Annotated in this window: 16 protein-coding genes; 11 read left to right on the top strand and 5 right to left on the bottom strand. The window is 53.1% G+C overall.

Annotation, left to right across the window (positions count from 1 at the left end; all coding sequences use genetic code 11):
- Positions 1–3: 3 nt before the first annotated feature.
- Both murG and accC read right to left on the bottom strand, forming a co-directional pair.
- Complete coding sequence (gene murG, locus RHI63_RS11665) at positions 4–1074, bottom strand: undecaprenyldiphospho-muramoylpentapeptide beta-N-acetylglucosaminyltransferase (protein WP_310821620.1); 1071 nt, start codon at positions 1072–1074, stop codon at positions 4–6.
- On the bottom strand, positions 1074–2435 hold the full coding sequence (gene accC, locus RHI63_RS11660; RefSeq protein ID WP_310821619.1) for an acetyl-CoA carboxylase biotin carboxylase subunit: 1362 nt from the start codon (positions 2433–2435) through the stop codon (positions 1074–1076). The genes murG and accC overlap by 1 nt, the downstream gene beginning before the upstream one ends.
- A gap of 156 nt (positions 2436–2591) precedes the next feature.
- On the opposite strand from accC, the gene speA reads away from it, so the two are divergent.
- From speA to RHI63_RS11620, 8 genes are all read left to right on the top strand, one after another.
- Positions 2592–4505, top strand: coding sequence for a biosynthetic arginine decarboxylase (speA, locus tag RHI63_RS11655; protein ID WP_206201700.1), 1914 nt, complete (start codon positions 2592–2594; stop codon positions 4503–4505).
- An 8-nt stretch (positions 4506–4513) separates the two neighbouring features.
- Positions 4514–4900: a hypothetical protein gene (locus tag RHI63_RS11650; protein WP_206200297.1), complete on the top strand. Its 387-nt coding sequence runs from the start codon at positions 4514–4516 to the stop codon at positions 4898–4900.
- A gap of 49 nt (positions 4901–4949) precedes the next feature.
- Positions 4950–6068 carry an S-layer homology domain-containing protein gene (locus tag RHI63_RS11645; RefSeq protein ID WP_310743078.1) on the top strand — a complete coding sequence of 373 codons (1119 nt, stop codon included), beginning with the start codon at positions 4950–4952 and terminating at the stop codon, positions 6066–6068.
- Between the two features lie 60 nt (positions 6069–6128).
- Positions 6129–6953: a signal peptide peptidase SppA gene (sppA, locus tag RHI63_RS11640; protein WP_206200295.1), complete on the top strand. Its 825-nt coding sequence runs from the start codon at positions 6129–6131 to the stop codon at positions 6951–6953.
- Between the two features lie 30 nt (positions 6954–6983).
- Positions 6984–7415, top strand: a complete 432-nt coding sequence (aroH, locus tag RHI63_RS11635; protein WP_149819637.1) for a chorismate mutase — start codon at positions 6984–6986, stop codon at positions 7413–7415.
- A 2-nt stretch (positions 7416–7417) separates the two neighbouring features.
- Positions 7418–7888, top strand: a complete 471-nt coding sequence (locus RHI63_RS11630; RefSeq protein WP_206200294.1) for a CBS domain-containing protein — start codon at positions 7418–7420, stop codon at positions 7886–7888.
- Positions 7889–7984: 96 nt separating this feature from the next.
- On the top strand, positions 7985–9502 hold the full coding sequence (locus RHI63_RS11625) for a CapA family protein (RefSeq protein ID WP_206200293.1): 1518 nt from the start codon (positions 7985–7987) through the stop codon (positions 9500–9502).
- A 1130-nt stretch (positions 9503–10632) separates the two neighbouring features.
- Positions 10633–11037 carry an NIL domain-containing protein gene (locus RHI63_RS11620; protein WP_206200291.1) on the top strand — a complete coding sequence of 135 codons (405 nt, stop codon included), beginning with the start codon at positions 10633–10635 and terminating at the stop codon, positions 11035–11037.
- 1 nt (position 11038) lies between these two features.
- Here RHI63_RS11620 and RHI63_RS11615 read toward each other — a convergent pair whose 3' ends face one another.
- Entirely contained in the window at positions 11039–11620 is a 582-nt protein-coding gene (locus RHI63_RS11615; protein ID WP_206200290.1) for a Uma2 family endonuclease, read from the bottom strand.
- Positions 11621–11682: 62 nt separating this feature from the next.
- Between RHI63_RS11615 and RHI63_RS11610 the strand changes: the two genes are divergently transcribed.
- From RHI63_RS11610 to RHI63_RS11600, 3 genes are all read left to right on the top strand, one after another.
- A complete protein-coding gene (locus tag RHI63_RS11610; RefSeq protein ID WP_206200289.1) occupies positions 11683–12336 on the top strand; it encodes a TIGR02281 family clan AA aspartic protease in 654 nt (217 codons plus the stop codon).
- A gap of 3 nt (positions 12337–12339) precedes the next feature.
- Positions 12340–12924, top strand: a complete 585-nt coding sequence (gene rdgB, locus RHI63_RS11605) for an RdgB/HAM1 family non-canonical purine NTP pyrophosphatase (RefSeq protein WP_310801038.1) — start codon at positions 12340–12342, stop codon at positions 12922–12924.
- 218 nt (positions 12925–13142) lie between these two features.
- Entirely contained in the window at positions 13143–14396 is a 1254-nt protein-coding gene (locus RHI63_RS11600) for a hypothetical protein (protein ID WP_206200287.1), read from the top strand.
- On the opposite strand, the gene RHI63_RS11595 is transcribed toward RHI63_RS11600, so the two are convergent.
- A complete protein-coding gene (locus tag RHI63_RS11595) occupies positions 14393–16636 on the bottom strand; it encodes a glycosyltransferase (protein WP_310821618.1) in 2244 nt (747 codons plus the stop codon). The genes RHI63_RS11600 and RHI63_RS11595 overlap by 4 nt on opposite strands.
- A gap of 402 nt (positions 16637–17038) precedes the next feature.
- Positions 17039–19246: a glycosyltransferase gene (locus tag RHI63_RS11590; protein WP_310821617.1), complete on the bottom strand. Its 2208-nt coding sequence runs from the start codon at positions 19244–19246 to the stop codon at positions 17039–17041.
- Position 19247: the final 1 nt, after the last annotated feature.

Genomic DNA, 19247 nt, shown 5'->3' with positions numbered 1-19247 from the left:
TTCCTAGGGGGCGGGAATCAACGTACGGATGAGATCAGCGACCTGCTGACTGCTGTTGGGCATCGCCAATTGGCGGGCATTCTCGGCCATGGCTTGTAATTTTTGCGGCTGCCCTAGCCATTCTAAAATGATCTGCCCGAGGCGATCGCCCGTCAATGCCGACTGCGGGATCATTTCAGCAGCGCCGGCACTCACCAGCACTTCAGCATTCACCGTTTGGTGATCTTCAGCCGCATAGGGATAGGGAATCAACAGCGCTGGGGTTCCTGTGAGGGTTAGTTCCGCCAAGGCACTGGCGCCAGCTCGACTAATGACGATATCCGCGCGGTGCAGCAGGGATCCCATGGGTTCAAAGAAGGGAAAGACGAGATAGTGGGGATGCTGAACACTTTGGGCATCGGGATCATTGTTGCCCGTGAGATGCACCACCCAAGCCCCCGCCTCGAGCCAGCGGTGAACCGTTTCCCGTACAAGGCGATTGATGGCCACTGCCCCTTGACTCCCCCCCATCACTAGAATCAGGGGTACCTCCTTGGGAATCGGCAACTCCAAGTCGCCGGGATGGAGAATATCGGGACGCACCGGGGTGCCCGTGACCCGTAGGTTCAGCCGTTTGGATTTGAGGTAGGCTAAACTCGCGGGAGTACCCAAGGCAACCAGCGTACACCAAGGCGCCAGCCAGCGGGTGACTTTGCCCGGTAGGGCGTTGGATTCATGGAGCAGGGCGACACGCCCCAAACTGCGAGCTGCTAAAATAGCTGGCGCTGCAATGTAGCCACCGGTGGTAAACACCCCTTGGAAGTGTCCCTGTTTTAACAACTGGCGCGTTTGCCAAAAAGCTCCCCAAAATTGCCAGAGGGGGCGCAGCCTTGCCCAAGGGGTCTTGCCTTGGACACCAGCGAAGTTGATCGTATGCAGGGGGTAATGGGGCGGAATTAATTTCTGTTCAAGGCGATCGCGCACCCCCAACCAATGGATGTCATATTCAGGTAACTCTTCTGCTACTGCTAGTGCGGGAAAGAGATGCCCGCCGGTACCACTCGCTGCAATCAGTAGTTTCCTTTGCCCAAGCATTAAACATTCCAGCCCAATGTGGTCATGAGCTTATCGACAAAGTTGGTATAGACAATACCGCTGCGAAACTCTGGTGTGTCCATCACCTGCTGATGAAAGGGAATGGTGGTCGGCACCCCCATAATCGCAAATTCTCTTAGGGCACGCTTCATGCGGGCAATGGCAGCGGGGCGATCGCTCCCCCACACCACCAATTTACCGATCAGCGAATCATAGTAGGGGGGGATTTCATAGTCGGTATAAACATGGGAGTCCATGCGCACCCCAGGGCCACCGGGGGGCAAGTAACCACTAATACGACCGGGATGGGGACGGAAATTGCGCTCTGGGTCTTCGGCATTGATGCGGCACTCGATCGCGTGTCCGCGCAACTCAACCTGCTCTTGGGTCAAGCTGAGGGGTTCCCCTTGGGCAATGCGAATTTGCTCGGCAATCAGATCCAGCCCCGTAATCATTTCTGTGACGGTGTGCTCCACCTGAATGCGAGTATTCATTTCCATAAAGTAAAAGTTGTCTTGGCCGTCGAGGAGAAATTCAATGGTGCCGGCACCGACGTAGTTAATGGCTTTGGCGGCAGTGACAGCAGCAGCTCCCATCTTGGCACGCAGTTCGGGGGTGAGGGCAGGGCTAGGCGCTTCCTCAAGGAGCTTTTGATGACGCCGCTGTACAGAGCAATCGCGCTCCCCAAGGTGAATGACATTGCCATAGCTATCCGCCAGAATCTGGAACTCAATGTGGCGGGGATTTTCAATAAACCGCTCCAGATAGACGCCGGCATTGCCAAAGGCGGCTTCCGCTTCCCCTTGGGCGGCACTGAGGGCTCGTCCTAAATCTTCAGCAGAGCGCACCAAGCGCATCCCCCGGCCACCCCCCCCAGCCGTGGCTTTAATCATCAGGGGATAGCCAATTTTGCGGGCGATCGCCCGAGCAGTTTCCTCATCTTGCACCAGTCCATCACTGCCGGGAATTGTCGGCACCCCCACCTGTTGCATCGTCGCTTTGGCGGTGGATTTATCCCCCATAGCACGCATGGCAGCGGGACTCGGCCCAATAAAGGTAATTTTGTGGTCGGCGCAGATCTCGGCAAAGCGGGCATTTTCCGCCAAAAAGCCATAGCCCGGGTGAATCGCCGAGACATGGCGGGTGAGGGCAGCAGCAATAATGTTGGGAATATTGAGATAGCTGCGGCTACTGGGGGCTTCGCCAATGCACACCGCCTCATCGGCCAATTGCACATGCAGGGCATGGCGATCTACGGTGGAATAGACGGCAACCGTTGCAATGCCCAATTCCTCACAGGTACGCAGAATCCGCAGTGCAATTTCGCCACGATTGGCAATCAAAATTTTCGTAAAGGCCATGGCGGTCAACGGTAGGGGAAGCGATCCCTAATGCTACCATGCCAGCCGAACGCTTCCGAAAAGGCGACGGCAATTGCATTGGTGCCACTGGCAAAAACAAGTTAGGATCAGCAGGGTTTTATTTGGGAGCGCACTATGGCTGCTGTGTCACCCACGATGGCCTTGACCGTTACGAAAACCAGTAATTGGACAATTGAGGACAGCGAGCAGCTCTACCGCATTCAGGGCTGGGGCGAACCCTACTTTGGGATTAATGCGGCGGGTCATGTCACCGTTTCTCCCAAGGGCGATCGCGGTGGGTCATTGGATCTCTATGAATTGGTGCAGGCACTCCAACAGCGCAACATTGGCCTCCCCCTGCTACTGCGGTTTTCCGATATCCTTGAGGATCGCATTGAGCGACTGAATGCCTGCTTTGCCCGCGCCATTGCCCGCTATGGCTATCAGGGAGCCTACAAGGGGGTCTTTCCCGTTAAGTGCAATCAACAACGCCACATCATTGAAGCCCTCGTGCGCTTTGGCCAGTCCCATCAGTTTGGCCTAGAGGCAGGATCAAAACCGGAATTGCTGATTGCCTTGGCCATGCTCAATACACCGGGGGCACTGCTAATCTGCAATGGCTATAAGGATCGCGGCTACATTGAAACGGCTATTCTGGCGCGTCGCCTTGGCCACACCCCGATCATTGTCCTTGAACAGCCCGAAGAAGTCGCGGAAGTGATTGCTGTCAGTCAGGCTTTGGGCATTGAACCCATTGTGGGGGTGCGGGCAAAACTCAGTACCCAAGGGGTGGGGCGCTGGGGCACTTCTGCGGGCGATCGCGCCAAGTTTGGTCTGACGGTGCCAGAGATTTTAACGGCAGTCGAACAACTGCGAGAAGCAGGAATGCTCAATTCCCTGCAACTGTTGCACTTTCACATTGGCTCGCAAATTTCTGCCATTAGCGTCATTAAGGATGCGATTCGTGAGGCGGGGCAAATTTATGGCGAGCTGGTGCGCCTCGGTGCCAATATGCAATACCTCGATGTGGGCGGCGGCTTGGGGGTGGACTACGACGGCTCCAAAACCAATTTCCATGCCTCGAAAAACTACAGCATGCAAAACTACGCCAGTGATGTCGTGGCCGGCATTAAGGACGCCTGTCGGCAGCGGGGCATTCCCGATCCCATTCTCATCAGTGAGAGTGGCCGCGCCATTGCCTCCCATCAATCGGTATTGATTTTCAATGTCTTGGGGGTCAGTGAAGTGCCCAAAATTACCCCCGAACCGGCCACGGAGGACGAGCACCTGATTATCCGCAACCTCTACGACACCTACCAAACGATTGATGAGAACAACTACCAAGAGGCCTACAACGACGCCCTGCAATTCAAGGGGGAGGCCATCAGTCTCTTTAACTTTGGCTACTTGAGTTTGCCAGAGCGGGCACGGGCAGAAAGTCTCTTTTGGGCCTGTTGTGCCAAAATCCTCGGCATTGCTCGCCAGCAGGAATATGTGCCCGACGATCTCGAAGATCTTGAGAAAATCATGGCTTCGATTTACTACATCAATCTGTCGGTGTTTCAGTCGGTGCCTGATAGCTGGGCGATCGATCAACTGTTTCCAATCATGCCAATCCACCGCCTCGATGAAGAACCCACAGAACGGGGCATCCTTGCAGATCTCACCTGCGACAGCGACGGCAAAATTGACCAATTTATTGACCTGCGGGATGTGAAATCGGTCTTGGAACTGCATCCCTTTCGCCCAAGGGAACCCTACTACCTTGGTCTCTTTCTCAACGGTGCCTATCAGGAAATCATGGGCAATCTCCACAATCTTTTTGGGGATACGAATGCCGTCCATATCCGTCTAACTCCCAAGGGTTATGAAATTGAGCACCTAGTGCGGGGCGATACAATGCAAGAAGTCCTCGGTTATGTGCAGTACCAAGGGGATGCCCTGTTAGAAAAAATTCGCCGTCGCACTGAGGCAGCGCTGGCAGAACAGCAAATTACATTGGCAGAAGCGCAGCACCTGCTAGAAAACTATGAGCGGAGTTTGCGCAGCTACACGTATCTATCCTCTTAGGGAAAGCGATGCTGGGAACATTTCAGTCAAGCCATTTGCGCATTGAGGTGCCGGCCACCGCAGACCAACTGCGGGAGTATTTGACGCAGCCAGCACAGTTACGGCGGTGGTTGTGGCCCCTACAGATTCAGACGACGGGCGATCGCCTGCAAGTGGGGGATACCTTCACCAGTGAATTCCTGTGGTTAAAACTGGAACATCGCGTGGAACTACTCACAGCAGAGCGACTGGTATTGGTGCTGCGGCAGGCCATTGAGGGCTGGCAAGAATGGTCGTGGGGAGAGGGCTGGGTACAGTCCTGTATTGAGGGGGTGACACCGCTGCCTCTAGAGTTGGGGCAGACTTTCCTCCTATGGCGGTTGAAATCAGTGCTGAGTGAAACGGTAGCAAGCTGAGGGTCGAAGAACGTTGAAGCGATCGCGCCAATTGGGATGGATCTTATTCTTGAGTGCCCTGCTTCTCAGCAGTTGTGAGGGCAGTGGGCTACAAAGTTGGTTTGCTGCTGACCCCAATGCTGATCAATGGGCAGGGAAGGCACCCACGCCAGAACCGACGACAACGCTACCAGAGAATTTACGGTTTCCTAATGCGATGCTTGTAGCCAATCAGCCCCAAGCGGGGTCACCCCAGACGACGGAAACCCGCTGGCAAGCACCCGCGCCGGCGATCGCCATCCAGCAATTCTATAGCCAACAATTTCAACAGTCGGGCTGGCAACTGGTGGAGCAACAGGTAGCCGACAATACGATCACCCTCAAGGGGCGCAGTGCTGAACTGGAAGTGAGCGTCACCATCAACACGGTGCCAGAAAATAACCTGACAACCTTCACCGTGGCCTACACACCCGTCAATAGCACCACGGCCACACCGTCTCCCCAGCCCACCCATTCCTCCCCCCAAACGTTCGCTGATCTAGAGGACGCCCCTGCCCCCCTACAGCCGGCCATTCGTGACTTGGCAGAACTGGGGGTTCTCAGCACCACCGGCGATCGCCTGCAACCCAATACCCCCATCAGTCGTGCTCAGTTTGTGCGTTGGTTGGTGACCACCTACAACCGCTTTTATGCCGATCGCCCCGCACGCCAAATCCGCTTGGGCAGCCGCAACGACACACCCATTTTCCAAGATGTGCCCCGTGATCATCCCGACTTTCCCTATATTCAGGGACTGGCGATGGCAGGATTTTTGCCCAGCCCCCTCACCGGCGATACTAGTACCCTCTTTCGCCCCAATGCTCCCCTTACTCGCGAAACGCTGTTGCAGTGGAAAGTGCCCCTCGATCAACAGGGGCGGCTCAGTCCCAGCACGATTGACCGCATTCAGCAAACATGGGGCTTCAAGGACAGTCAACGGATTGCTCCCCCCGCCATCAATGCCGTGGCCGCTGACTATCTCGCGGGGGATCTCTCAAACATTCGCCGCGTTTGGGGAGAAACCCTCTTGCTCCAGCCCCAAAAACCCGTCACCCACGCCGAAGCCGCAGCAGCCCTGTGGTATATCGGCAACGGGACCGAGGGACTCTCAGCAGCGATGGTGAAGCAAGCACCGCCCTCTGCCTCCTAGAACCTTGCTAGATTAGAAATCCGAGTCAATTGTTACGATTTGCTGAACTGATTGCTGCCTATGCCTTGGCCCTTATCCCGTGGTTACCATCGTCAAATTGCCCGCCTCGAAATTACGGGGGCGATCGCTGGGGGTACTCGCCGTCGTGTCCTCAAAGCCCTGAAAACCATTGAAGAACGGAGCTATCCGGCACTACTGGTGCGCATTGACAGTCCCGGCGGAACCGTGGGGGATTCCCAAGAAATCTATGCGGCCCTCAAGCGTTTGCAGTCGAAAATGAAAATCGTTGCCAGTTTTGGCAATATCTCTGCCTCTGGCGGGGTCTATATCGGTATGGGGGCACAGCACATCATGGCCAACCCCGGCACCATTACAGGCAGTATTGGCGTCATCCTGCGGGGCAACAATTTGCAACGGCTCCTCGACAAGGTGGGGGTCTCATTCAAGGTGATCAAGTCTGGCCCCTACAAAGACATTCTTGCTTTCGATCGCGACCTCACTGAGGAAGAAATCCGCATTCTCCAAGACCTCATTGACACCAGCTATCACCAATTTGTCCAAACCGTGGCCGAAGGCCGTAACCTCGATGTGGAAACGGTACGCAGTTTTGCCGATGGCCGTGTCTTTACCGGTGAACAGGCCCTTGCTCTCGGACTGGTGGATCGCTTGGGAACCGAGGAGGATGCCCGTCGCTGGCTGGCGGAATTGGCAGGACTTGACCCCGACAAAACCAAGGTGCAAACCATTGAAGAACCCAAGTCGCCCTTGGCTCGGCTGTTTCCGCGTCAGCAGGAACGATTCCCCTTTCCGTGGCAAGCGGGTCTCGACTGGTTGGAATTTGAAATGGCCACCAATGGACTTCCCCTATGGCTCTATCGCCCCTAAGCTGGATACAGTACCCTTGCGGATATCTTGATGGAGGAGCACACTGTGGGCTGGCGCGTCCGAGCAATTCGTGGAGCAACTACCGCCACTGAAAATTCAATTCCAGCAATCCGTGAGGCGGTTTTGGAACTCCTCGGCGAGATTGAGCGGCGCAATGCCCTCGATTTCTCGGAAGTGATTAGTGTGACCTTCTCTGTGACCCGTGACCTCGATCAAATCTTTCCGGCGGCGATCGCCCGGGAATGTCCCCATTGGCGCAACATTCCTCTCCTCGATGTTCAACAAATGCATGTGGAGGGAGGCTTACCCCGCTGTATCCGCTGCTTGATTTACTTCAACACCCCCAACCCCGATCAACCGATTTACCATGCCTACCTGCGCCATGCCCAGAGCCTCCGTCCCGATCTGGCAATGCACGGCGACTACCATCCCCTCCATCTGTCCTCTCATTCCCTAGGTTAACTATGACCGCTCTTGTCCGTGACTACATGACCCCCAACCCCTTTACCATTCGTGCCGATGCCCCGATTTCTGAGGCAGTTCGCCTGATGGAAGAAAAACAGGTGCGCGGCCTCCCCGTGGTGGATGATAAGGGCAAATTGGTGGGCTTGGTGTCTGAAGCTGACCTGATCGTGCGCGAAGCGCCTCTCGAGCCACCGTTGTACATTACGTTCCTCGGCAGCATCATTTACTTTGAGTCTCCAGAATCCTTTCATCAACACCTCAAGAAAACCCTTGGCCAACAGGTGCAGGATGTGATGACCCCTAACCCCCACACCATTGGAGTGGATGCCCCCATTGCCGAAGCGGCTCGCCTCATGGTGAATCACCACATTAGTCGCCTGCCGGTCTTGAATGCCCAAGGAGAATTGGTCGGCATTATTAGCCGTCATGATCTGTTGCGCGCCCTGCATACCCAAGAAACTTCTGCGTGACGTTTGTCAAATTGGCCTGACACTAACTTTCAAGATTGGTGACCTCCCATAGAATAACCACAGGTTCGCTCGCGATCGCCTGAGGGTTCTTTGATCATGACCGCTTCCCTTGATTTGATTTGGCAGCAGGCACGGCAGGGTCAAGCAGAGGCCATTGCCCATTTGATGAACCGCACGCTTCAGGCCAAGGGAGTGCGTGCCCTCGTTCGGCGACGGGGTGACTGTTTACAAATTATGTTTGAAGCGGCGCGATCGCTCCCTCCCCAAGTCTGCGTTCAGTTTGTTTGCCGAGGCCTCAAGCAATTGGCGCCCCAAGGCGTTCTACGTGTACGGCTCCATGCTCGGCTCCTTGGCGAAGAATGGCCAGAATGGACACAGACCGTTGACTTACAGGAGACCTTACCAGCGGCGCCGTCTGTGCAGGCAAGCTCAAATCCAACAACACCTGCCACCACGCCATCCCATCAAGCGGTCAGTGCTTTTGCCCTCAGTTTACTGGCGATCGCGGGCACGAGTGCCGTTGCCCTTACCCTGCAAAATCAACTCAGTGTCGATGCCCCGCCGAGTGCGGAACCCAGTCCAGCCATTACAACCCCTGAACCCGACGTTCCCCTTGTGCCCCCCCCACCCGCCCCGAGCGATCGCCGGCTGCGGATTAAGGCCGTTGGCGATATTGTCCTTGGCACCAATTTTCCGAGTAACCGCTTGCCTGCGGATCCACAAAAGCTCTTTGCCCAAGTGAAACCCTATCTTCAGGGGGCAGATCTCCTCTTTGGCAATTATGAAAGTACCCTCACCGATCATCCCCATCCCTTCAAAAACACCAGTAGTGGTCGTAGTTTTGCCTTTCGCTCACCGCCCAGCTATGCACAGGTGTTGCGCCAAGCTGGTTTCAATGTCCTCAACATTGCCAACAACCACAGCTACGACTTTCATGAGCAGGGATTTCGCGATACGATTCGCCACATCAACGCCGCTGGCATGACCGCCATTGGTGATCTCAATCAAATTACCTACCTCGAAGTCAATGGCCTGAAAACCGCATTTATTGGCTTTGCCACCTACTACGGCCAAAATCGCATTCAAGACCTCAAGGCCGGTGCCGCTCTTGTACAGAAGGCCAAGCAAAACGCTGATATTGTGGTTGTTAGTTTCCATGGTGGCGCCGAAGGCAGCGATCAAATTCACACCCGCGATCGCACCGAGTACTTTTATGGCGAAGACCGCGGCAATGTGGTTCAGTTTGCCCGCACCATGATTGATAACGGTGCCGATTTAATCTTAGGTCATGGCCCCCATGTCCCCCGTGCCCTTGAATTGTATAAAGGCCGCCTCATTGCCTATTCCCTAGGGAACTTTGTCGGCTATCAGACCCTGAGCAGTCACGGCACCCTTGGCAAGTCCTTAATCCTAGATGTTGAACTCGACGGTTCTGGCCGCTTCCTTCAAGGTAAAGTCATTCCTGTACGCCTCGATGCCAAGGGGATTCCCCACATTGATCAAAACTTTGCCAGTGTGCAACTGATTCGCCGTTTAACCCAAGCCGACTTTCCCAACACTCCCTTGCAGATTGAACGCCTCGGTGAAATTGTCAGCACCGATTCCCAATCCTAGTCTTCCTCTGGTCGGTGAGACAACTGTTGGTGCTCAATTTTGACCGGTAGAAACTTAGGAATTTGTGTAATAAGGGATTCGGCTATGGCATCGTTACATCCTTGATAAAGAGGCACTCTGCGAGGAGGCCCCGGCACATTAAGAGTGAAGTAAATCTTGAAATGATTCTGTTCCCAAGAACGGTCATGCCTGCCTTGTATCACTTCGACATATTTTTGGACAATCATTGCCTCTATATCGGGAAAGTCATATTCTCTGCGAAATTTGGTTTTCGGATTCTCCCATATAATCTTTCTTGTAGACCGATCAATGATTAATGTTTCCTTATATTTCAACAACTCTGACATACGAGGATAGTAGAATCGCTGATAAGAGACTGCTAAGAAGTTAACCGTCAAAGGCAAAGTCAAAATAGATATAATTGCACTCGGTAACCAATCACGGTTTCTATAGGTATACGTCTAGGTTTCTCGATTAGACTACAGGAATCTTGATAATCAGTCTTGTGCCGCTTTCATCGCACCACAATCTCCCCCACCCCATCCACCAACAGAGGAACCCCCATGATCCTCTAGGCTCCAAGAAGCGCAATATTTCCGTCGGTGACCACGTCGAACTATTTCCTCTTTGATTTCAATGTTACTCCCTGAGACGTATTCAACTAACATTTCATTTCGTTTATACAATCCCCAAAACCAATATTCTTTAACTCAGCACTGGGCAGTGGCGGTCATATCTTTCGTTTCAGTGCGCTGACAACTCAACTGTACTGAAAGGATGGGAGAAAAGTATAATTTTAAGAAGATGATTATCAAGCCAGCAAGCATCCATAAAAGAGCCATTTCATCAGCAACGGATGAACCTTCTAGCTTGATTTGAGATTCGTTTTTCTTTGCGATGTTCATTTTTAATAATTTATTAAATTTTGACAAAAATTCTCTATCTCATCCCTATCTAGCAGGGTAACAATTTCACCTTGGAGATGGCTTTTAGGTTTATAGACTAGTAAACAAAATTTAGTGGTTTTTCATTTTCAATTCCTATGAAAAGGGCTGTGCACTAACTTTCACAGCGTTGCGAGTGTGCGATACTTGTGGAAAGGGCTGTACTGCGATGCAAAGCTTCAACCAGTGAAAAAGCGAGTCACATTGACATTCCCTCGACGGACGATTCAAATGCCCGTCACCTATCGCCTAGCCAAGGACTTTAACATTGCTGCCAATATCATTCGCGCCCAAGTGGCACCTAACCAAGTGGGCAAACTGGTTCTAGAGTTGGCTGGGGACATTGATCAAATGGAGGCCGCCCTAGAATGGTTGCGGCAACAGAATATTGAGGTTTCCCTTGCCAGCCGTGAAATTGTGATTGATGAGCAGGCCTGTGTCCACTGTGGCCTCTGTACGGGGGTATGCCCCACTCAGGCGCTGACGCTGCATCCAGAGACGTTTCAACTCCAATTTACCCGCTCCCGTTGCATTGTCTGTGAGCAATGTGTGACCGCGTGTCCGATGGAGGCGATTCACACCAACTTTTAATTCAACTCCTCAACTCCTCCTCAAGGGTCACGTCTTGATAGATATCAGACAAGTGGCCTTGCCAAGCGATGCTCTTGAGTTCAACCGAATTTTGTGGCGGGGAATAGGCCTGCCAAACCCATAAGCCCGAGGTACTGCGACGAAAGGTCTCTAGCCGCTGCTGACGAGTATTGACCAGCACGTATTCCTCTAGCGTCTCAAGGCTTTGATAGTCAAGGAACTTATCGCCGCGATCAAAGGCCTCTGTTGAAGGAGAGAGCACCTCAATCACCAAGCAAGGAAAAGATTTATAGAGAGAGGTTTGCCGATCCCGTGGATCGCAGGTAACAAAAAGATCCGGATAGTAAAAGCAATTTCGCTGCTCCAGACGCACTTTCATATCTGAAATGTAGAGACGACAGCCCCGTTGGCGCACCGTTGGTCGTAGCAGAGTTGCCAAATTTAAGGCTAAGGTGACATGGGCATCGCTTGCCCCTGCCATTGCGTAGATCTGACCGTTGATGTATTCGTGCTTGACCCCACTTTGGGTTTCCCGTTGCAGATAGTCTTCAGGACTCAGTTGTGGCGAAGGTTGCGTGCTCATTGGCAGCCTAGAATAGCCAACGCTTATCTCGCTACTATTGATCCTAGGGTACGAAGAAAATTATGACCCAACAACACGGATATTGGGCACTGGCAACGCTGGCGGGGATGATGCTCCTGATTGCCCCGGCCAAGGGGGTGCCTGTGGTGGCACTGCCAGAAAGTTTTTATCGGGCGATCGCCAGCCAAGACTGGGCAACAGCGGTGCAAATTCTCGATCAGGTCATTCGTGCCCATCCCCAACAGGCGCCAGCCCTTACTAGCTATCGTCAAGAATTGGTGCGGCTGCAACAACTTCCCCGAACCCCTGCTCCGCCCATGGCAACAGTGATCACCCAGCCCAGTGGCATCGTACCGATTCTGCGGCGGCAGGGAGGAATTCCCGTTATCCCAGTGATGTTTAATCAACGGTTACGGTTTGAGATGCTAGTGGATTCAGGCGCCAGTATGACAGTGATTACGCGATCGATGGCACGCGCTTTAGGCATTACCCCCGCTCAAGTGGTGGATAATCGCCTGTTTCATACCGCGAATGGTCAAGTGGTGCTGCCAGTGGTCTATGTCCAATCCATCAGCGTCGGCGGTTTTCATCGGAAGCAAGTGCCCGTTGCTGTCGCTGGGCCTGAAATGACCATTGGCCTATTGGGGCAGGATTTTCTCCAGCACTTTGATGTCAGTTTGCGGCAAGATCATATTCAGTTGCAGCGTCGTCCTTAGGAAATGCCCATTCTCGCCCAAGCGGTCTTAGCCAGTCACAATGCCGGTAAAGTCAGAGAGTTTCAAGGCTGGTTACAGCCATGGATTGGGGAGTTGCTGCCCCTGCCAGCCACGATTGAGATTGCTGAAACTGCGGATTCCTTTGTGGGCAACGCCTGTTTGAAGGCCACCACTGCCGCTCAGGAGCTGGGAACGTGGGCGATCGCCGACGACTCGGGGCTAGCCGTTCATGCCCTTGAGGGGGCACCGGGGATCTACTCGGCTCGCTACGGTGCGACGGATGCTGAGCGTATTGAGCGTCTATTACGGGAAATGGCCGGTGTCAGCGATCGCGCCGCTGAATTTATTTGTGTCATTGCCCTCGCGCGTCCCGATGGCACGATTGCCGTTACGACCGAAGGACGGTGTGCAGGCGAGATTTTAACGGCGCCCCGCGGTCGGGGGGGGTTTGGCTACGATCCTATCTTTTGGGTGCCCAGTCAGCAGCGTACCTTTGCCGAGATGAGTCCCACTGAAAAGCAACAGGTCAGTCATCGGGGTCAGGCATTGCAGCGGCTGCGGGAGTATTTGCAAACCTTTCATCCGTAGATTCACGGTTGTTGGCAGCAAGCTTTTTGTCCTACACTGACGCCAATAGTGTTCCTCAACCAACCTGTGGCCACTATGCAAGAACGGGTCTAGCGTCGCAAAGTTGCATTCAGCAATGCCCTTCATAGAAAGAAGTTCATAGGGAATATAATGAAAGGAAGGGGGCACGTCCCTTAGGCCCAGTGGCAGTCTTCTTGCCGTGATTCAAAGCAAAAACTATGGGCGATCGCGAATTAATAGACCAATTTATTAAAGACTTGATTCAGAAAAATTCGCGAATGCTCTCGAATCGGCACCTGCGCGTCGAAACCACCTTTGATGAAGTTCAGTTGATTTCCTACAAAGATGGCATTGTTGCTCGGGTGAAAACAGATGCCCCCACCCTTGCCATTGAAGTACGAGATGCCTCCCCCTATCGGCCTCTGATTCAAGAGGTAATGGTAGACTATGAGATCTTCCAAGTCGGCGTGGCTCAAACCCCCGGATGTTTACGTTACGAACATCGCACCGTTCCCGAAGGCTATGTGATCCAATACACCGAAGCGGGAGTGCTGTGGAAAGACCGCTGGGCACGGGGTAAGCGACGCGGCGCTCTGACAGGGGGTAACTCCCTTGGGATGGATGCGATGATTCTCTATCGGGGCACTTGGTATCCCATTCAAAGCGTCAATGCGGCCAATGGCTTTGTTGCCATTCGTACCTTGGGCGGGGAAGCCACCTACAGTGCCTCTGACTTTCTGGTATGGCTAAAAAAAGAGGAAAAAGACACCGCCGAGAGTCCCAGTCAGATCAGTGCCTACAAACGGGGAGAACGCATGGGAGACATTGACAGCGCCCCCACCCAAATCCTTGAGGCTACGGAAATTATGGCTGCCAAGGCCAGTGGCACCCCATCAACGCCAATTGCCTCCCCTGCTGGCGAACCGGAGAAGGAAGAAGATCACGCCGTCATTTTGCCGTCAGCGCCACCAGTACCTGCAGTTGCAGCAACAGTTTCAACCCCCTCTGAGCCTGCACAACCGGTTGAAGCCACCCAAGACCATCCAGCGGCCAACTACGAGCACGCCGTCGGCTATTCTCACCCCAACTATGACTACTTCCAAGGGTATCCAGCGGCCAACTACGAGCATTCCGTGGGCTATCCCCACCCCAACTACGACTATTCCCAAGGGTATCCAGCGGCCAACTACGAGCATTCTGTGGGCTATCCCCACCCCAACTATGACTATTCCCAAGGGTATCCAGCGGCCAACTACGAGCACTCCGTTGGCTATGCCCATCCCAGTTATGGTCAGCCCTACCCGCCCCAAACCTACCAGCACATTGATCCCAACATTCAGATGGCGCTGACGTATCTCCAATCCAGCTTGGCCTATCTGCTACAAGTGGAGCCAAAAAACGCCAATATCCATGCAGCCATTCGCGCTACCAGTATGGCGATTCAAAATCTCCTCACCCTTCTCAATGGTTAGCGGCTCTCGGCGAGGGGATGCAGGCGAAGGACACTTTGAATCATTGCCCAAGCGGTTTTAATCTCAGGCACACGAACTTCATCCCATTGGCCGGGTTGACAGTAAAGATAACGAATAAAGCGACGTTGCTTTGGCAAAGAAAAGGGAAGAAACTGCACACCAATCTCTAGAGCCGTGGCGTTTTTTCCTAACGCCACCATTCTTGACCACCGCAGTTGGATCGGTAAGCGCAAGTAGACCAAAGGGCTCGGCGCTAGAAAGTGCAGTTCGCCTCGGGGGTCATCTAACAACTCCGCCGGCAACCTATTGAGGCGTATTCGTGCCCCCTCCTCAGACAGGTCAACCGTTTGTCCGCCATAGCAGTTGTCCCCAACGATGAGTTCACAGGGTTCAGAACGCAGGAACCGCGGATGTCGTCGCTGCGGCACATCAATGGCCACCAGAGCACAGACCAAAATCAAGAGAAAGTTGTAGCTAGACCAGACCATGATAATGGCCAAACTATCGGGATTGACCAGCGTCTCTTGCAAAGGCGAACTCCGCCAAATGAGACCAAACATCATCAGAGCGGCAATGATTAACAAGGGACGAATGACTGGCCAATTAACATTGATGCGATGGGGATCCACAATCCCCTTAGGCGTGACTTTGAAGGTTTTGCCCCTAGGACTGATCAGGGTGCGGATCACTGTGATGGCCATGGGAAAGACAATGATGGTTTCATAAACATCGGACCAAAAGGCGGAGCGGCGGCCTTCGGTAAGCCAAGAAAAGGCCATGATATTGCCCAAATAGTAGGGACAGTAAAAGTACACTACCTCGTTAATTGTGGCGCGCAGCGGCGCCAGCCCAAAGAGCAAAAAGGCCAAAGGTGACAAGAGAAAAATCAGGCGGGGAATCGACAGCAGCCAATAGAGCACGCCAAGGCTATGGTAAAAACGCTGCAGGAAGTTGAGGTTAGGAATGGTAAAAAAGTTGTCCTTGAGAAACAGTATTTGCAGGGTACCTTGTCCCCACCGCAATCGCTGGTTAATATAGGCGCTGATGGTTTCTGGTGACATTCCTGCTGAGAGGGCTTCATTCAGATACTTGATCTGATAACCACGCCCCTGCAAATAGAGCGAGGTGAGGTAATCTTCGGTGATACTGTCGGTGGGGATACCGCCAATTTCATCGAGGGCACGGCGGCGAATCACAAAACAGGTGCCACAACACACAACGGCGTTAAAGAAATCGCGGCTGGGCTGAATGAAGCGGAAAAACAGCGTCTGCTCGTTGTTGAGAATCCCCTCTAGCCCTAGATTCACAGTCACTGGATCCTCATTGAAAAAGTGTTGGGGGGTCTGTACCATTGCCGTTTTCGCATCCTGGAAAAAACCCACCGTGCGGGTGAGAAAGTTGCGACTCGGCACAAAGTCGGCATCAAAGACGGCAATCAACTCCCCCGTGAGCGTGGGCAGCGCATGGTTAATGTTGCCAGCTTTGGCATGGCGGTTGTCGGGGCGATCGCGATATTCACAGCCCAGTTCTGCAGCTAGGGCACGCACCGCCGGCCGTCGGGTATCGTCCAGCAAGTAGATGCGCTTGTGGGGATAGTCCATGGCTTGGCAGGCAATGACTGAACGCCGCAAAATGTCCACCCCTTCGTTGTAGGTGGGCAGAATCACATCCACCCAAGGCAAATACTCCCCCCGAATCACGGCTTGGCTTAGGCGATCGGCCTCAGAGCTGCGGTCTTTGGAAAAGATACACAGGGCAAAAAAGCAAATGGTATTTGTTAGGGTCAGTAGTTCAGCAATAAATAAAAGAATCGAAATCGTGCCATTGAGGGGATCATCTAGGTTGAGGCTGTTAAAAAAACGCCAGAGGATATACCGCAGTGCCAACAGGGTCAGCCCCAAACCCACAATAAAACGCGACCAAAAATTGGGCTTGGGGGAAATCTCCTTCAGGAAGAACGTAATGGCAATCCAGACTAGTGTGGGCAATAGGAGTGCTTGAAGCGTCGTGCCGTCAGCCCGCAGCAGCGCTTTCCCCTCGTGCCAAAGACCGACTAAGTTGGGTAGAAAGTTTTGCCAATCCAGTTGACTCAGCAGGACGGCCAGAAATGTGCCACTGCCCAACAGTAAAAGCCACAGATCAGGGCTAATACGTCGCGATCGCGCAGGTGCCTGTGGCGTAGGCGGCCTCGATGGCTGAGAAACCCTAGGGGATAGGTTGTTAGTTTCAAGTAGCTTCATGGGAACACAGTCAGTTGGGATGAAGCTCTACATCCTGTACTCACTCAGAGTTGAACAACGCCACGACCTCAAAATTACGATCGGGTGAGCAACTCTTTAGATTTCAACTATTTTCAATGCTTTGATCAATGAATCTTGGATGTAGCAGTCGTGTTAATTGATTTGATGAATAACAATGCTTCTACATGCAAGACTAATTATCAGCAAAATTTCTGACTGCCTAGAATAATTGCAGCGAATTCGTAGGCTAAAAAATATGGCCGCTTTGGCTTGGCAAGAATGGGACAGATGTAATTTTTCACCATGGTGCTAATCCATTTAGGGAACTTACCTCTAGTGTACCCAATGCTTTAGCAAAACTAAGCCTATACCGAAAAATTAAAGCAAAAATTCAACAATGGGCTAGCGACTTTCCGCAAGGGGATGCAGGCGAAAGACGCTTTGAATCATTGCCCAAGCGGTCTTAATTTCAGGCACACGAATTTCATCCCATTGTCCCGGTTGGCAGTAGAGGTAGGGGATGAGACGACGGTGCTCTGCCAAGGATAGATCCAGAAAGCGAATGCGCATTTCGACAGGGTTGCTGCTCGCCCCCTGCTGAAGTTGAATCAGGCGCTCCTGATCGTGCCAGCGCAGCTCTGCCGAGAGCCATAGATCTGCGAGTTCGCTAGGAGGCAAGAGGCGAAATTGGGCACTGTAGGTTCGTAATCCCTGCGGTGAAGCATGGTTTTCCTGACAAGTGTCACAGTGGCGGATTTGTAAGCGGGCGCCCTCTTCAGAAATATCCACAGTTTGCCCGACATAGCGATCGCCCCCAACAATGAGTTCGCAGGGTTCAGTCCGCAGGAAGCGGGTAAAACGGCGCTGCGGTACATCAATGGCCACCAGCATACACACCAACAAAAGTGACAAATTATAGATTGACCAGACCATGTTCACCGCCAAACTATCGGGATTGACATTCGTCTCTTGAAGGGAAGAGCTGCGCCAAATCAAGCCCCCAATCGTCAAAAGGGCAATCACCAGCAGGGGGCGAATGAGTGGCCAATTAACATTGATGCGGTGGGGATCCACAATCCCCTTGGGCGTTACCTTAAACGTTTTGCCCCGCGGATTGATGAGGGTGCGAATCACCGTGATGGCCATGGGAAAGGCAATAATTGTTTCATAGACATCCGACCAAAAAGCGGAGCGGCGACCCTCAGTCAGCCAAGAAAACGCCATGATATTCCCCAGATAGTAGGGAAAGTAAAAGTAAAGAATCTCGTTCACCGTTGCTCGCAAGGGAGCAATACCAAAGAGCAAAAAGGCCAACGGTGCCAAAAGAAAGATCACCCGCGGAATGGAAAGAAACCAGTAGATGATACTCAAGGAATGGGAGAGGCGCTGCGTTAACCGCAGATTAGGGGCAGTGAAAAAGTTGCCCCCCAAAAAGAGCATTTGCAGTGTGCCCTGCCCCCAGCGCAAGCGTTGGTTAATGTAGGCACTAATCGTCTCCGGCGACATCCCCGCCGCCAAGGCTTCATTGAGGTATTTGACGCGATAGCCAAGGCTTTGCAGCTTAATGGTTGTCATGTAGTCTTCGGTGATACTGTCTGTGGGAATGCCACCAATTTCATCGAGGGCACGGCGGCGAATCACAAAACAGGTGCCACAGCACACCACAGAGTCCCAGTAATCGCGGCTGGGCTGAATAAAGCGGAAAAACAGCGTCTGCTCGTTGTTGAGAATCCCCTCTAGCCCTAGATTCACAGTCACTGGATCCTCATTGAAAAAGTGTTGGGGGGTCTGTACCATTGCCGTTTTCGCATCCTGGAAAAAACCCACGGTGCGGGTGAGAAAGTTGCGACTCGGCACAAAGTCGGCATCAAAGACGGCAATCAACTCCCCCGTGAGTGTGGGCAGTGCATGGTTAATGTTGCCAGCTTTGGCATGGCGGTTGTCGGGGCGATCGCGATATTCACAGCCCAGTTCTGCAGCTAGGGCACGCACCGCCGGCCGTCGGGTGTCGTCCAGCAAGTAGACGCGCTTGTGGGGATAGTCCATGGCTTGGCAGGCAATGACTGAACGCCGCAAAATATCCACCCCTTCGTTGTAGGTCGGTAAGATCACATCCACCCAAGGCAAATACTCACCGCGAATCACGGCTTGACTCAGGCGATCGGCGGCGGGTGTGCGGTCAATGGAGAAAATACAGTGAAAGAAAAAGGCCACACTATTGAGAACTGTCAGCAATTCTGCCAAAAAGAGAACGACGGAGATCGTGCCATTGAGGGGATCATCCAAGTTGAGGCTATTCAACAGGCGCCAGAGTTCATAGCGAATCCCCAATAGGGCAAGACCCACACTGACAATCAGCCGTGACCAGAAGGTCGGTTTAGGGGAGAGTTCCTTTAGGAGAAACGTGATTGCCAACCAGACAAACGCCGGCAGCAGTAAAGCCTCAAGTGTGGTTCCTTGGGGGCGCATGATGGCTTGTCCGCCCTGCCAAAAACCGACAAGATTCGGTAGTAAATCCCGCCAGTTCACTTGCCACAGCAGTACCCCTAGGAGGGCGAGAATGCCTAAGAGCAAGAGCCAGCCATCGGCTTGCAACGACTTGAGGCGCATG

Source organism: Thermosynechococcus sp. GLH187, from assembly GCF_031583395.1.
In the GTDB taxonomy this organism is placed as follows: Bacteria; Cyanobacteriota; Cyanobacteriia; order Thermosynechococcales; family Thermosynechococcaceae; genus Thermosynechococcus.
This window is presented reverse-complemented; position numbering and strand designations above follow the sequence as displayed.

Bases quoted from the DNA above. Each gene is read 5' to 3' on its own strand.
- murG (WP_310821620.1), bottom strand. From the start codon at position 1,074: ATGCTTGGGCAAAGGAAACTACTGATTGCAGCGAGTGGTACCGGCGGG.
- RHI63_RS11650 (WP_206200297.1), top strand. From the start codon at position 4,514: ATGCTGGGAACATTTCAGTCAAGCCATTTGCGCATTGAGGTGCCGGCC.
- RHI63_RS11590 (WP_310821617.1), bottom strand. From the start codon at position 19,246: ATGCGCCTCAAGTCGTTGCAAGCCGATGGCTGGCTCTTGCTCTTAGGC.
- RHI63_RS11630 (WP_206200294.1), top strand. From the start codon at position 7,418: ATGACCGCTCTTGTCCGTGACTACATGACCCCCAACCCCTTTACCATT.
- RHI63_RS11600 (WP_206200287.1), top strand. From the start codon at position 13,143: ATGGGCGATCGCGAATTAATAGACCAATTTATTAAAGACTTGATTCAG.
- accC (WP_310821619.1), bottom strand. From the start codon at position 2,435: ATGGCCTTTACGAAAATTTTGATTGCCAATCGTGGCGAAATTGCACTG.
- RHI63_RS11615 (WP_206200290.1), bottom strand. From the start codon at position 11,620: ATGAGCACGCAACCTTCGCCACAACTGAGTCCTGAAGACTATCTGCAA.
- rdgB (WP_310801038.1), top strand. From the start codon at position 12,340: ATGCCCATTCTCGCCCAAGCGGTCTTAGCCAGTCACAATGCCGGTAAA.
- RHI63_RS11595 (WP_310821618.1), bottom strand. From the start codon at position 16,636: ATGAAGCTACTTGAAACTAACAACCTATCCCCTAGGGTTTCTCAGCCA.
- RHI63_RS11610 (WP_206200289.1), top strand. From the start codon at position 11,683: ATGACCCAACAACACGGATATTGGGCACTGGCAACGCTGGCGGGGATG.
- sppA (WP_206200295.1), top strand. From the start codon at position 6,129: ATGCCTTGGCCCTTATCCCGTGGTTACCATCGTCAAATTGCCCGCCTC.
- RHI63_RS11625 (WP_206200293.1), top strand. From the start codon at position 7,985: ATGACCGCTTCCCTTGATTTGATTTGGCAGCAGGCACGGCAGGGTCAA.
- speA (WP_206201700.1), top strand. From the start codon at position 2,592: ATGGCCTTGACCGTTACGAAAACCAGTAATTGGACAATTGAGGACAGC.
- aroH (WP_149819637.1), top strand. From the start codon at position 6,984: ATGGAGGAGCACACTGTGGGCTGGCGCGTCCGAGCAATTCGTGGAGCA.